At 64.8% G+C, this 14,286-nt stretch carries 10 protein-coding genes; 2 read left to right on the plus strand and 8 right to left on the minus strand.

The features are described from left to right. Nucleotides 1-2 precede the first annotated feature (2 nt). The 3 genes from IVB54_RS04820 to IVB54_RS04830 form a co-directional block, all read right to left on the minus strand. Nucleotides 3-1,370, minus strand: a complete 1,368-nt coding sequence (locus tag IVB54_RS04820; protein WP_018453393.1) for an LLM class flavin-dependent oxidoreductase — start codon at nt 1,368-1,370, stop codon at nt 3-5. Nucleotides 1,371-1,406: 36 nt separating this feature from the next. Continuing rightward, nucleotides 1,407-2,459 carry an Ldh family oxidoreductase gene (locus tag IVB54_RS04825; RefSeq protein WP_018453394.1) on the minus strand — a complete coding sequence of 351 codons (1,053 nt, stop codon included), beginning with the start codon at nt 2,457-2,459 and terminating at the stop codon, nt 1,407-1,409. A gap of 72 nt (nt 2,460-2,531) precedes the next feature. Further along, entirely contained in the window at nt 2,532-2,708 is a 177-nt protein-coding gene (locus IVB54_RS04830; RefSeq protein ID WP_157642888.1) for a hypothetical protein, read from the minus strand. Between the two features lie 46 nt (nt 2,709-2,754). Between IVB54_RS04830 and IVB54_RS04835 the strand changes: the two genes are divergently transcribed. Continuing rightward, nucleotides 2,755-6,870, plus strand: a complete 4,116-nt coding sequence (locus tag IVB54_RS04835) for a GAF domain-containing protein (RefSeq protein ID WP_018453395.1) — start codon at nt 2,755-2,757, stop codon at nt 6,868-6,870. On the opposite strand, the gene IVB54_RS04840 is transcribed toward IVB54_RS04835, so the two are convergent. From IVB54_RS04840 to IVB54_RS04855, 4 genes are all read right to left on the minus strand, one after another. Further along, nucleotides 6,844-7,185 carry a hypothetical protein gene (locus tag IVB54_RS04840; protein ID WP_018453396.1) on the minus strand — a complete coding sequence of 114 codons (342 nt, stop codon included), beginning with the start codon at nt 7,183-7,185 and terminating at the stop codon, nt 6,844-6,846. The two genes, IVB54_RS04835 and IVB54_RS04840, sit on opposite strands and share 27 nt — an antisense overlap. 283 nt (nt 7,186-7,468) lie before the next feature. Next, nucleotides 7,469-8,278 (minus strand): WecB/TagA/CpsF family glycosyltransferase, encoded by an 810-nt coding sequence (locus tag IVB54_RS04845; RefSeq protein ID WP_018453397.1) that lies wholly within the window; start codon nt 8,276-8,278, stop codon nt 7,469-7,471. Then, nucleotides 8,271-10,640 (minus strand): exopolysaccharide transport family protein, encoded by a 2,370-nt coding sequence (locus IVB54_RS04850; RefSeq protein ID WP_018453398.1) that lies wholly within the window; start codon nt 10,638-10,640, stop codon nt 8,271-8,273. Before IVB54_RS04850 ends, IVB54_RS04845 begins: the two co-directional genes overlap by 8 nt. 291 nt (nt 10,641-10,931) lie before the next feature. Then, on the minus strand, nt 10,932-11,732 hold the full coding sequence (locus IVB54_RS04855; RefSeq protein WP_018453399.1) for a methyltransferase: 801 nt from the start codon (nt 11,730-11,732) through the stop codon (nt 10,932-10,934). A 394-nt stretch (nt 11,733-12,126) separates the two neighbouring features. Here IVB54_RS04855 and IVB54_RS04860 point away from each other — a divergent pair, with 394 nt between their 5' ends. Continuing rightward, nucleotides 12,127-13,155, plus strand: a complete 1,029-nt coding sequence (locus IVB54_RS04860; protein ID WP_018453400.1) for a glycosyltransferase — start codon at nt 12,127-12,129, stop codon at nt 13,153-13,155. 15 nt (nt 13,156-13,170) lie between these two features. Here the strand turns inward: IVB54_RS04860 and IVB54_RS04865 are convergent, their stop codons facing one another. Continuing rightward, nucleotides 13,171-14,157: a glycosyltransferase gene (locus tag IVB54_RS04865; RefSeq protein ID WP_018453401.1), complete on the minus strand. Its 987-nt coding sequence runs from the start codon at nt 14,155-14,157 to the stop codon at nt 13,171-13,173. Between the last annotated feature and the right edge of the window lie 129 nt (nt 14,158-14,286).

The raw sequence follows: 14,286 nt of genomic DNA on the forward strand, positions 1-14,286 counted from the left end.
TGTTATTCCGCGGCATCGCGCGGCTGCACTTTCCAGTCGCCGGCAGCCGGCCGCTTGAGCCCGAGATTTTCCCGCAGCGTCTTGCCGCGATATTCCTTCTGGAACAATCCGCGCCGCTGCAATTCCGGGACGATATGTTGCACGAAATCGGCATAGGAGCCGGGCACATAGGTCGCGGCGATGACAAAACCGTCGCAGCCGCGCTCAACGAACATTTCTTCGAGCTTGTCCGCGATCTCCTTGGGACCGCCGACCATCGCATCCTGGACCTGGCCGCGGCCGGAGAAGGTGACGAAGTCGCGCGCGCTCGGATTGCTTTTGCCGGAGTTCTTGAGCACGCCGTCGCGGATGCCCAGAATGCCCTGCATGCTCTTCAGCTCTGCAGTCGTCAGCGGCTCGTCGAGATCCTTGGAGGCGAAATCGTAGTTGAGCGCTTCGGCCAGCAGCGACAGCGCGTCGATCTGCAGCGGCAGCTTGTTGATCAGCGCCATCTTGTCTTCGGCCTCGGCTTTGGTCGCGGCGCAAACCGGTGTCGTCAGGTTGCAGAGGAACATCGCCTCCGGATCGCGGCCGGCTTTCGCGGCCTCGTTACGCACCGACGCATAGCCTTCCTTGGCGGCGGCGAGATTGCGTGCAGCGGTGAAGATCACCTCACCCCATCGTCCTGCAAAGCGCTGGCCGCGGCCGGACGCGCCGGCCTGGATGATCACGGGATGGCCCTGGTCGGAGCGGGGCACCGTGAAGGGACCGCGGGACTTGTAGAATGGGCCCTTGTGATCGAGCCGCTTCACCTTGGCCGGATCGGCAAAGCGGCCGCTCGTCTTGTCCATGATGAGCGCGCCGTCTTCCCAGGTGTCCCAATGGCCGAGAACGATCTCCATGAATTCGTCGGCGCGGTCATAGCGGGCGTCGTGCTCGGGATGAGAATCCCGGCCCATGTTGAAGGCCTCGCCGTCATTGAGCGAGGTCACGACGTTCCATCCGGCGCGTCCGCCCGACATCAGGTCGAGCGTTGCGAAGCGGCGGGCGATGTCGAAGGGCTCGAAATAAGTCGTCGAGCCGGTCGCACCCAACCCGAGCTTCTCCGTCACCATGCCCATCGTCGTCAGCACGATCAGCGGATCCATCTTCACGCAGCGGATGCCGTATTCGACGGTGTGGGCGTGATCGTTGCCGTAGCGGTCCGGCATCGCCAGCCGGTCGTCGAAGAAGGCCATGTGGAACTTGCCGGCTTCGAGGATTTTGGCGATCTCCTGATAATAGTCCGCCGACATCGAATCGTCGCGCGAGTCCGGATGTCGCCACGAGCTCGGCAAATTCGTGCAGTTCTGGGCCTGAAGGAAGCCGACCAGTACCATCTGCCGCGTCATGCTGCTGTTCTCCGAATTGCGTCAGGCCGAAATCCGTCAGGCCAGGTCGAGGACCGTGTCGAGCCTGTACTCGCGCGCCAGCGCGCGCAGTTTTTCCCAGGTCGCATCCTCGATCTCGATGCCGTCGCGCAGGCGCTGCTGCTCACGCAAGCCCTCGATCTCACCGGGATAGAACACGCCCTTGCTGCCCTCGGAGGGCGGGGTCGATTTGAGATAGTGTGCGAACTCGGCGACCTCGCGCTTGAAATCCTGCAGCGGGCGAAACGCGGCGACGTTGAACACGGCCATGAAGCAGCCGTCATTGTGCCGGCCCGTGGGCTCGACGCCGAAACCGAGGCCGGTGAGCAGGCCGCACAGGACCTCGACCATTGCGGCGAGGCCGCTGCCCTTGTAGCCCTCGGTGCCGCCGAGCGGCAGCAGCGCGCCGCCCTTGCGATACTGGGTTGGATCGGTAGTGTGCCGTCCCTCGGCATCGATGATCCACCCCGGCGGGATTTCCTCGCCGCGGGCGACCGCGAGCTGGATCTTGCCGGCCGCGACCGCAGAGGTCGCCATGTCCAGGTAGAACGGCGCATCGAGGTCGGACGGCACCGCGATCGAGATCGGATTGGTGCCGAGCCGTGCCTCCTTGCCGCCGAATGGCGCCACATGCTTCGGCGAACGGCCGGAATCCGCCGTTGCGATCCCGATCATGCCTTCGCGCATTGCCATCAGCGGATAGGCGGCGAGGCGGCCGACATGGCTTTGCCGGAACACGGTGCAGGCGGCGACATTCGCCGTCTTCGCTTTCTCGATCGTCAGCGCCATCGCCTTGGCGTTGACGTGGAAGCCAAAACCCCACTGGCCGTCGATCACGGTCGTCGTCGGCGATTCCTGCACGATGGTCCATCTGGCGCCGGGCACGATGTGGCCGGCCTTGATCCGGTCAACATAGGTGGGAATGGCGATCACGCCGTGGGAATCGTGGCCGGCGAGATTGGCGTTGACGCAGCCGTTTGCGACCGCGTCGGCCTCTTCCTCGGAAGCCCCGGCAACCCGAAGCAGCGCTGCGCTGATGCGCGTGAGGCGGTCGGCATGGACGATCGGCATGGCGCTTCCCCGGCATGGTGCCCTTAACAGGCTGCTTGTTGGGCGCCATGGTCTCAAAGCGCGGCTGCGATATCAATCTCCTGTAAACCAATACAGGGCTGCAAATTCGCAGCGAGCAGGGCCGTCGGGCGAAGATTCGTCCCGCGCGGTGGCATTTTCGACAGATTGGCGCAGGTCGTTCGCAGCTCGTTCACTTTGATCGATGGTTTGCAGCGCGCAATAACGACCACTTAGGCGATCGCCGGTCATAACGTCATCCGGGAAAAAAAGGCAGAAATGCCCGGGAGCTGAGATCGTGCCGACGACACTCGCGCGCACCTTTGCGGCGTTGAGCGCCATCAACGAAGCGATCCTCTACGCGAAATCGCCGGATGAGCTGTACCAGAAGGTCTGCGACGCCGGGTTTGCGAGTGGAGACTTCATGGCCGTGGCCGTGTTCCTTGTGGAGCCGGATGGCCATAAGCTTCGCTTTGCCGCTGGTCGCGGCGATGACGTGGCGCGGCTGAGCGCGATCGAGATCACCACGCAGGCTGGCACGCCGGAAGGCTTGGGCGTGGGCGGCGAGGCGTTCCGCAGCCAGAAGCTCTGCATCAGCAACGATTTCCTGAACGATCCGCGTTCGCTGGCATGGCGCAACGGCGCGGTGGCGGCGGGTGTCGGCGCGGCCGCGGCGCTACCCCTGGTCTGCATGGGACGCAGTATTGGGGTGTTGTATGTTACGCGGTCGGGCGCCGGCTCGCTCGACGAGGCGATGGTCTCGTTGTTCGAGCGGATGTCGGCCAATATCTCTCACGCGCTGGAGAGCTTCGCGACCGAGGGAGCCCGCCTGGATGGCGAGCGGGCAGTGCGGCGGCTCAACCGCATGTTCGGCGCGCTCAGTGCGACGAACGAAGCAATTCTGCAAGCCAGCACTGAGCTGGACTTGTACCAGCGGGTCTGCGACGCCGCTGTTTATAGCGGCAAATCGCTTGCCACTTTCGTTCTGCTGCACGAGCCGGATTCCGAATGGCTGACGCCGGTGGCAGCGACCGGACATAATCTGGATCTGATCAGACAGTCGCGCTACTCGATTGATCCGGAGAGTCCCTACGGCAAGGGCATCTCCGGCGAGGTGTTCCGGACCCAGCAAGCGATCGTCGAGGACGACCTCGTCAATCGCACCAAGGGGACCACCTGGGAGCAGGCCAACGTCAATGCCGGCGCCGTCGCCTGCGTGGCTGCTCCCTTGATCAAGCGTGGCACCAGCATCGGCGTGCTGTTTTTCTTCGTGAGCAAAGCCTGGGCGAAAGACGAAGGCATCGTCGCATTGTTGCTGCGCATGACCGAAAACGTGTGCTTTGCGCTCGAGAACTTCGACCGCGACAAGGAGAAGGCCCAGATCGCCTTGGAGGAGGATCGGCTGGCGCGTATGTACGCAGCGCTAAGCGCGACGAACGAAGCCATTCTGCGGGCAAGGTCGCGCAGCGAACTGTTGGATCTGGTTTGCGAAGCCACGGTGCACGGCGCCAAGTTCGCCTCGACCTCCATTGCATTGCTTGACCGCGATGCGGGACTGCTTCGTGTTGTTGCGTCCTTCGGACCGAACGCCGAGGAAGTGCGATCCTTCAGGCTGTCGGTCAGCGACAAGGAGCCGGAAGGACGAGGGCTGACCGGCACCGCGTTCCGGACGCGGCGGCCCTGTATCAGCAACGACGTCCTGGCAGACGCCCGCCTCAAGCCTTGGCACGCCAGCGCGCGTCGCAATGGCATTAGGTCCTCAACCGCGATGCCGCTATTCAACGGCGACAGCGTCGAAGGCGTATTCCTGTTCAATTCGCCCGAGTGCGGCACTTTCACGGACGAATTCGTCGAGCTATTGCGCAAGCTCCAGGCCAATGTCGCCTTCGCGTTGGAGAACTTCGACCGTGCCGACGAGAAGGCGAAGGCCGACAGGCAGCGTGACAGGTTGAGCGGCATGTTCGAGGCGCTGAGCGCGACGAACGAGGCAATCATGCGCGCCAAGACGCGCGAGGAGCTGTTCGAAGGGGCGTGCCAGGCAGCCGTGCTCGGCGGCGTATTCGCCTCGGCGACAATCGGCATTATGGACGACCAGCGTGAACTCGTTCGCGTGGTCGCCGTGAAGGGGCGCCTCCAGGAGCGGATGGTGGGACGCACCTGCTTTGTTTCCGCCGACCATCCTGAGGGTCGCGGAATCATAGGGATGTCGCTGCGGACCCGCGGGCCCAGCGTCATCAACGACTATCTCCACGACCTCCGAGCGGCGCATTGGCACTCTAAGGCGATCGAAGATGGAACGCGAGCGGCTGCCAGCTTCCCGCTGCTGCGCGCCGGCCAGGAGCCGATCGGCATTCTGCTTTTCCTCGCGCCGGAAGAGAATACGTTCACACCCGATATGGTCGAGTTGCTCGGGCGCCTCGCCGAGAACGTGTCATTTGCACTCGATAATTTCGATCGCGCCGAGGAAAAGGCCCGCAACGAGGCGCGGACGGAGCGTTTGGCTCGCATGTTCGCGGCGCTGAGCGCGACCAACGAGGCGATCATGCGGGCGAAGTCGCGCGCCGAACTGTTCGACCTCGTCTGTCTCGCCGCATCGAACGGCGCCAAGTTCACCTCGACCACCATTGCGCTGGCGAGGGTCGATAGCGATCAGCTGGAGATCGTGTCGAGCGCCGGACCGTCGTCTGACACCACGCGCAATGTCCGCCTATCAATCGACCCCGAGCGCCCCGAGGGGCGCGGAATGAGCGGCACGGCGTTCCGCACCCGCCAGCCCTGCATCAGCAACGACTATCTCAATGACGATCGCGTTCGCGCCTTTCATTCCATTGTCCGCAACGACGGCGCGCGGTCGGGCGCGGCTTTTCCCCTCGTCGCACACGATCGGGCCGTCGGCGTCATGATCTACATGTCGACCGAGCCCGGCACCTTCACGGCCGAGTTCGTCGAGCTGTTGCAGCGCCTCGCCGACAACGTCTCCTTCGCGATGGAGAATTTCGACCGGGCCGACGAGAAAAACCAGGCCGACGAGCGAATCGAATACCTCGCTTCGCACGACAGCCTGACCGACCTGCCGAACCGCGAGACCTTCAACGGGTTGCTGCATGAGGCGATCGACGAGGCGCAGCGCCACGATCAGCGCTTTGCGGTGCTGTTCATCGACCTCGATCGTTTCAAGGTCATCAATGATTCGCTGGGCCACGAGGCCGGCGACCTGCTCCTGCTCGAAGTGGCCAACCGGCTGCGTGGTGCCCTGCGCGCAAGCGACGTGGTGGCGCGGCTCGGCGGCGACGAGTTCGTAGTGATCCTCGATCAATGCGGCGAGGTCGACGACGTCCAGCGCATCGCGACCGGGCTGCTGACGGCGCTTGCCGAGCCCATGGAGCTAGCGGGGCACGAGTGCCACACCACGGCCTCGATCGGCATCGCGATGTATCCGACCAACGGCTCCGACGTTCAGATGCTAACAAAGAACGCCGACATGGCGATGTATCTCGCCAAGGAAGATGGCAAGAACGGCTATCGCTTCTTCTCCAAGGAAGTGAAGACGCAGTCGATCGAGCGGCTGTCGTTGGAGAGTGCGCTGCGCCGGGCGCTGGAGCGGAATCAGTTCACTTTGAACTACCAGCCCAAGGTGGACATGGAGACCGGCCAGATCACCGGCGTGGAAGCCCTGCTGCGCTGGAGGCATCCCGATCTCGGCAGCATCTCGCCGGCGCAGTTCATTCCGCTTGCGGAGGAGACCGGATTGATCGTGCCGATCGGCCGCTGGGTGGTGAAGGAGGCCTGCGCGCAAGCCATGGCCTGGCAGCGCCGCGGCCTTTTGCCGGTATCGATGGCGGTCAACCTGTCGCCGCGCCAGTTTGTCGACGAGCATCTCTTGCAGGACGTCGACGAGGCGCTCGCCGCAAGTGGAATGTCGCCGGTGCTGCTCCAGCTCGAAGTCACCGAGAGCATGATGATGCGCAACGTCGGGCGCGCGCTCAAGGTGCTCGACGCCATCCAGAGTCGCGGCATCCGTCTCGCCATCGACGATTTCGGCACCGGCTATTCGTCGATGTCTCTGATGAAGCATTTCCCGATCGACACCATCAAGATCGACCGCTCCTTCGTGCGCGACCTGCCGCAGGATTTGGAAGACCAGGCGATCGCGCAGGCGATCATCAGCATGGGCAAGGCGCTCGGCATGACCGTGGTGGCGGAAGGCGTCGAGAATGCCGAACAGGAGGCATTCCTGCGCGCCCATGGCTGCGACGAGATGCAGGGCTTCCTGATCTCCAAGCCGCTGCCGGCGCGGCAGATGGCCGAGCTGCTGCAGCCCATGGAGCTGCCCTACGCGCCGCCGCTCCAGCCGGAGCCGGACCATGCCGCCACCGCGGCCGCGGCGCTACGGTTGAAAAGCGCTGTCGTCTGACGGCTGCGGGTGCAGCTCGCGGGCGTCGTCTTCCTTGATTTCCGCCTTGCGCGGAAAATCATCCGGCCAGGTCGGCGAGGTTTGCTTGGCGAACAGGGCGAGCAGGGCGTGCGCGCCTTCGGCAAAGCTCGAGTCGTGGCTCAGACCGAGTTCAGAACACCACGCGTGTGGCATCGGCTCGTGCGCGTCGAGCACCGCCATTGCCGGACCCCACCACCAGGCCGGCGCTGGCGATCGTTCGCCCTCCGGTACGGCCTGCCAGAGGACGAGCTCGTCCATCATGCGCTCGAATTGCAGGTTTGCGGCCTGATGCATTCGTTCCGTGCTCCCTTGGGTCGCGCCTGAAAGCAGGCCGATGCGCGGACTCGATCGTGGCCTTCGCTGTGAAAAGCTGGCTCGCGCAATTGGCTGAGCCGATTGTGCCGCTTGTGTCGGCGGCCATACAAAACACGCGGCGGCCGGGAAAGTTGCCGACACCGACTGTGACAGTCTCTTTAGCCGCTTATGAGCCCGGCCCGCAAGGCGCAATACCGGCGCCGCTGGCGTTGAAATAGCGCAGGCGGGGCTGGCAACCGGCGGCGATCATGTCGTCGTCTACTCAGCGATTATTAAAGGGCCGATGGCGGCTGAACAGCAGATAGATTGCGCGTGGGTTGGTGGTTAAATAGCGCCAGAACAGGCGGCGGGGCTCGAGCAAGGTGCGCCAAGCCCATTCCAGCCCGATCTTCTGCATCCATCGCGGCGCGCGGGCGCGGCTTCCCGACAAGAAGTTGAACAGGCCGCCGGATGTCTTGATGACGCCGACATTGGTGAGATGCGGGGTGAATTCCTCGACGAACGCCTGCTCGTTTGGCACGCCCAGCGCAACCCAGAGATAATCCGGCGCAAGCGCGTTGATCTCGTCGACCTTCGCGCGCAGCGCGTCGCCACGGAGATAACCGTGGCTGTAGCCAACGATCTTGAGGTTTGGATACATCTTTCGGACGTTCTCGACCGCAAGGGCGTTCTCGTCCTCGCTGGCGCCGAACATGTAGAAGGTGCGGCCGACCGCTTCAGCCTTGCGCGCGACGACGTGAAACAGGTCCGTCGTGGCGACCCGCTCGGGCAACGGAAACCAGGATTGTAGCCTGGACGCCGCCACCAGCGGCTGGCCATCGGCGTTGATCAGGTCAGCGCTGCGGAACAGGCGCTCGGTCTCGGGTTCGGTCGAGCACCGCGCCAGCACCTCGCCATTGGCCGAGGTCAGGTGCAGCGGACGGCCGATGCGATGGCGCGGATCGGTCGCCTCGATCATGAAATTTGCGGTCGCTTCCAGATCGAGTGCGGCCATGCGAAGGCCGCCGATGGTGATCCGCGGCACGTCGGCGGTTGCGGCCCGGCCATCGAGATTGATGCGGCGCTCAAGCATATTGTCTGCCTCGTTGGCGAGCTTGGGCCATAGGGGTGAGTTCGTCGAGCACGACGCCGACGAGCTTGCGCTCCGCGCGGCCGAGTGTGCTCAAGATCTCCTCCAGGCCGTCGTTGATGTCGAGGCTGGTCGGCAGCACCGCCACCAGCGCGTCGGCATCATCGAGCAGCTTACGGCTGCCGGCCGTGAGTGGCGCCGCGGGGCCGTCAAGGATCACAAGGTCATAGCCGCCGGCGGAGCGCGCCTGCTCGATGGCCTTGCGGATGGCGTCAGTGGCCTTGCCGGCGTCGCGTTCGGCGGCCGGCAATATCGAGATGCCGTTGAGTGTCTTGATCTCGCGCGCGGCCTTGCTGCCGATCGAAAGCCATCCGACCTTGCTGGGCTCGCTCTTGACGGGACGGCTGACCTTGTTCGAGAGCGGGTGCGCCTGATGGTCGGCATCGATCATCAGGACCCGGGCGCCGTCGCGCGCGGCCGCGAGCGCGAAATTCAGCGCGGTCACGCTGCGCCCGGTGGTCTCACCGGCACCGACGAGCGCGATGACCGGCATTGTCTTTCCGCCGGCGCGCCGGGCCGCCGTAGCGCGCATGTCGCGCCAGGCGTTGAGCAGCGTCGTCAGTGGAAAGCAGGGGCGCAGCGTTGGCCAGCCGAGCCGGGTGAGGTCGATGCCGCCGCCGGTGGCGAGAATGGCACCGAGCGTGTGGATGACGTCGGCCTCCTGGAGGCGCGCGATCAGCGGCTTTTCGATCAGGGGCTTCTCGACCATCGAAGGTTGCAGCGGCGGGGCGGCGAGTTCCGGCAGTGCCTCCGCGACTTCCGGGGCTCGCGAGACCGGCTGGGACCGGGCAGTCTCCGGCGCCCGCGAAGGCTCTGGAGCTCGCGGAGCTTGCGGCAACGGAGTGCGATTGGGACGGGCCGGCGCCGGTGCGAACGCACCGGCCACCAGCAGCTCTGCCGCGACGAACCAGCTCGATGCAGCGATTGCGCCGAAGATGAAGCCGATCATGGCGAACAGGCTCATCGCCGGCGGGAACGAGCGCCGCTGCGGCACCGTCGCTTCGCCGATGATTCGGGCCGCCGAGGTGTTCAGCGTCTCCTGCTCCTCGGTCTCGCGCGAGCGCTTGAGGAAGGATTGATAGACGTCACGGCTGGCATCGGCTTCGCGCTCGAGTTCGCGCAGGCGCACGGCGGCCTGGCTGAGCTGGACGCTCTGCCGCTTCTGCGCCTCCAGCGCCCGGCTGAGCGAGGCTTCAAAGTCGCGGGCGCGCGTCAAATCGTTCTTGGCGGACTGGGCGAAGCGGTCGATCTCTTCGTTGATGGTGCGCTTGAGATCCTCGACCTGCTTTTCGGTCTGGCGCAGCGCTGGATGACGCGGGCCGAGTTCGCCGGCCTGCTCCGCATATTTCTTGCGCGCGTCGGCATATTGCGCGCGCAGGTTGGCGATGGTTGGCGATTGCAGCGCCTCGGAGTTCGCGCCTGCATCTGCCGTCGTGCGCCGGCTCGCCTCGATCTGGTCGAGGCGCGCCTGCGCGTCCATCGTCGCGGCGCGGGCGGCGGAAAGCCGCTGGTTGCTGGCGGAAAGCTGCTGGTCGCTGATCAGCGCGTCCTGGGTGCCGACGAAATTGTTCTGGGCCTTGTAGGTCGCGAGCACGGTCTCGGCGTTGCGCAGCCGCTCGCGCAGTTCCTTCAGGCGGCCGGAGAGATCGTTGGTGGCGCGCCGCGCGGCTGACGCCTGCGAGTTGCGGGACTCCGCGAGGTAGGCGCTGGTCAGCGTGTTGGCGAGCATTGCCGCTTTCGCCGGATCGGTCGACCAGACTTCGATATCGACGATGAAGCTCTTCTCGGTCTTGCGGATCGTGATGTGCCGGTTCAGCGCCTCGAGGGCGGCGAGCTGCACTTCCTTTTTCTCCGCGGCGGAGGGCGCGTGGGGCTGAAGGCCGATCAGGCCGAGCAGCGACGACATCACGCCTTTGCCGTCGGCGCCGCCGCCGAATTCGGGATCCTTGTCCAGATCAGCCTGCTGGATCACCTGGAGCAGCACGCTGTTGGAGGTGATCAGGCGCGCCTGGCTCTCGACCACCATCGACATGCCGGAGACGTCCTGCGCGCGGGGCGTTAGCTCGCGGTCGACGAGCTGAAGCTCGCGCGGGTCGACATAGAGCTGGGCGGTGGCGGTGTAGCGGGGCGTCAGGCTCTTGCCCACGGTGACGGCAAGCGTCGCACCGAGCAGCGCGGCAACGGCAATCGCGATCTTCCGCCGCCAGAGCAGATTGACCAGCTCCAGCACGTTGAAGCCGGCCTGAGGCCGGTGCTGCGGGGCCTCCGGTCTGGCCCGATCTATCGGCTGGTTATAGTCAAGCATGATCCCCAGCTTTCATTCCAAGTGCCGCGAGCTGAGGGGGTACTCTTCGCTCTACGCCACGCACCTCAGATATAGGTGCCCACTCAACGCAACAGGGAAAATTAACCATACTCATTGAGGGACTATTCACCGAAATGGCAAACAAAGCGTTTAAGCGCGTGCCTCTCTTCGACGCGTCGTCGTGACGCGTGCGATGGCGCGGTCCTTCAGAGATTAACGGTTCGTTACCCCGTGCGGCGTGGCCGCGAGGCTTCGCTGGTCTTGCGATCGGCCGCGCGCGCACCATGGCCGTCAGCTTTTCCGCAGGATGACGTGATAATCGCCGCGGCGGACGTCGGTCCCGCGCGGGAGCACGGCGTTGAGAACGGCGGCGCCGGCGTCGACCAGGGCTGCGAACAGCGGCTTGCGCCGGCGCATCTCGGGATAGCGCGGGCTCTCGACCTCACGGCGGTAGATCATCTCGAGGCCACTGGCGGCGGCGAACGCTTCGAGCCTCGGCAGCGACACCAGGGGATGGAAGAAGGTCGGGAACGGCGGCTCGCCCGGCAGGCCGGCATCCTTGATGCCTCGAATGTGCCGGTAGAACCAGACGTGGAACCAGTGCGGCGAGTATTTGGTGACGACCCCGGACAATGAGCGCGGATTGGGCGCGCCGATCAGAATCATCCCGCCGCGCTTGAGCGCATCGCGGAAATTCAAGAGTGCGGCGTCGACCTTGGGAAGATGTTCGATCACGTTGTAGCAGATCACCAGATCGAAGGTCTCGCGCCCGAAGCGGTAGGTCTGGACGTCGCCGAGGATCGCTTCGTCCGCGTAGCTGTTGTTGCGAACCTGGTCCTCGTCGATGTCGACGACGGTGACCTTGCTGCGGTTCAGCAATTCCGGTGGCAGGACGCTGCACGAGCCGCCTCCAGCTTCGTAGGTGGCGAGCTGGCCCCTTGGCAGTTCGCGGCGCAGTACGTCGTGAACGGCGAGCAGGCTGTCGCGGGCTTCACCGGGGACGAGATCGTGCAGCGCCTGAGTGTGTGCAATGGCCGCGGGAATTTGGACCGCCGTGGTTGTCGCGAAATCGATCGTGGCTGGCTTGTTCATTTTTTTCGGACCGCGCTTGTTCGACTTAAATTTACAGGAAAAATCTCGTGTGCCCGTAGAGCAAATCCGATGCCGCGACGCTTCACCCGCCGCGGTGCTTACGATGGGGTTAATGAGCATGTGCGTTAACTACGGCATCCTCCGCGCCAGCCGCCGTCGGCACGGTGGACCGCGAATTGCAGTATCACGCGTGCAAGGTTTCGCGGCAGAAACACCCGAAAGCGGTTAAGTGCATGGATGGCGGAACATCGGCGGCCTTGGCGCCGTCGTCAGGCTCAAACCGGCCGTTCATTTTGGGACGCATCCGTCCCGGGGCGATGTGCCGTCGCGGGACGGCGCTGATCCCGGGATCGAAGCAGGGCTTTTTCAATCTATCTCGGACATCTAGAACGTCATGACATTGATCCCGACAGACCTGTCCGCCACGCGTATCTCGCATGCCGTGCGCGATCCCAACCGGGAGATCGCGGCCAGCTCCCGGATCATCGACCTGTCGGTTGGTATCGTCGTCTGCATCCCCTGCTTCCGCCGCCCGCAGCATCTGCGGTTGACACTGGACTCGCTCGCCAGCCAGCGCACCCCGCGCTCTTTCGCCGTCGTCATGGCCGAGAACGATGCGGTCCGGCGCGAAAGCGCGCCGGTGGCCGCGGAGTATCTCGCCGATGGCAGACTTCAGGGTGTCTGCCTGGTCGAGAAACGGCAAGGCAACGTCCAGGCGATCAACGCCGCCTTCGAGACGGCGCTGGCGCTGTTTCCCGCCGCGACCCGGTTCCTGATGATCGACGACGACGAGATTGCCTCGCCCGATTGGCTCGAGCTGATGGTCCGCACCGCGGAGGCGACCGGCGCCGATGTGGTCGGCGGGCCGGTGCTGCCGGTCTTCGAGGACCACCGCATGCCCTGGCTTTCGCGCCACCCCGTTTTCTGTCCCGCCTATGATTACAGCGGCGCTGTGCCCTTGATCTACGGCTGCGGCAATTGCCTGATCACGCGTGCGGCGTTCGAGAGCTTTGCCCGTCCCGCCTTCGACCCGCGCTTCAACTTCCTCGGGGGCGGCGACTGCGATTTCTTCGTGCGCTGCCGCGACGCCGGCATGACCTTCCACTGGACGGCGGAAGCAGTCATCACCGAGACCGTGCCGCAAAGCCGCACCAGTTTCGGCTGGATCGTGAAGCGAGGCCTGCGCATCGGCGCGATCAATTATCGTGTGCAGTCCAAGGCCGCGCAGGGCGCTGCGGCGCGAGTGTGGGTGTTTGCGCAGATGCTCGGGAGGTTGCCGCTGTCGCTGTTGCGCGCGGCCGCTCTGCTGAAATCGTCGAAAGCCGTCGTCGCGATGCATCCCGTGATGGTCGCGCTCGGCTCGGCGCTCGCCGCGTTCGGCATCGAGCCGAAGCCCTATGAGGCCTCGAAGATCGTGTCCTGACGCCGAGGCGGCGGGCTAAATACCGAAGCAGGCGAGGGCGACCCTGACCGCGGAACGCGGCAGCGATTTGAGCGAGCGGCGCCCGACTATCCCGAGATAGGCGAAGGCCTGGCGATATCTACCGAAGCGGACCGCTTGCATTGCCGAATACGTGACGAGATGAACCTCGGCGGCCTGGCGCAGCCCGGCCGCCATGCCCGCGGGCAATCGCGCCATGATCAGCCCGTCGTCGAACACCCGCGCGATCGCCGGAAAGAAATCCTGTGGCGTCCGCACCGCCGCGTTCATGGTGTTGGCCGTGTGAAGGCGGTAGTCGAGCAGAAGGTTCGGCGCAAATTCGAATTCGCCGATCGCGGCAAGGCGGCACCAGCAGTGCCAGTCCTCGCAATATCTGAGCGAGACGTCGAACCCGCCGATGGCGCGGAAGGCCTCTGCACGTGCGAGCGCAATGCCGCCATTGACGATGAAGTTGCCGGCGGCGAGCCGCGCCAGCACGTCGCCGGACGGTTTGCGGCGGCCCTTGAGCAGATCCCGACGGCCGATCTGCCGTCCCTCGCTGTCGATCGTATTGTAGTCGCCGTAGACCAGAACCGCTCGCGGCGCGCCACGCGCAGCCGCCAGCAGCGCCGCGACCGCGCCGGGCCGCAGGCGATCGTCGGCATCGAGGAAGAGCAGCCATTGGCCGTTCGCATGCTGCGCGCCGAGATTGCGCGCTGCCGATACGCCGGCGGCGCCGTTGGTCATCAGGCGCAGTCGAGGGTCACGAATGGCGCGGACGATGGCGGGGGTATCGTCGGTCGAGCCGTCGTCCACGACGATCACTTCGGTGACCTCGGTTTGTGCCAGTGCGCTGGCGAGGGTTTCGCCGACATAAGCCGCAACATTCTTGGCCGGAATGACGACGGACACCGACGTGGTTGAGCCGACCTGCAGCGGGACGCGCGCCGCTGGAACGACGCGCGATGTGGCAGGCAATTCGAGAATGTCTTCCGCGGTGATCAAGATACGGCTCGCCTTTAACGGTCTGTTAACCAGGGCGCATCTGCGCTTGGCAATGCGATCGATCGCAACCCTGGCCGCCCTCGATGATACTCGCATCGGGAAAAAAGCGTCGCCACGAAGGCTGCCGCA

Origin of the sequence: Bradyrhizobium sp. CW1, assembly GCF_023100665.1 — a bacterium.
GTDB lineage: Bacteria > Pseudomonadota > Alphaproteobacteria > Rhizobiales > Xanthobacteraceae > Bradyrhizobium > Bradyrhizobium canariense_D.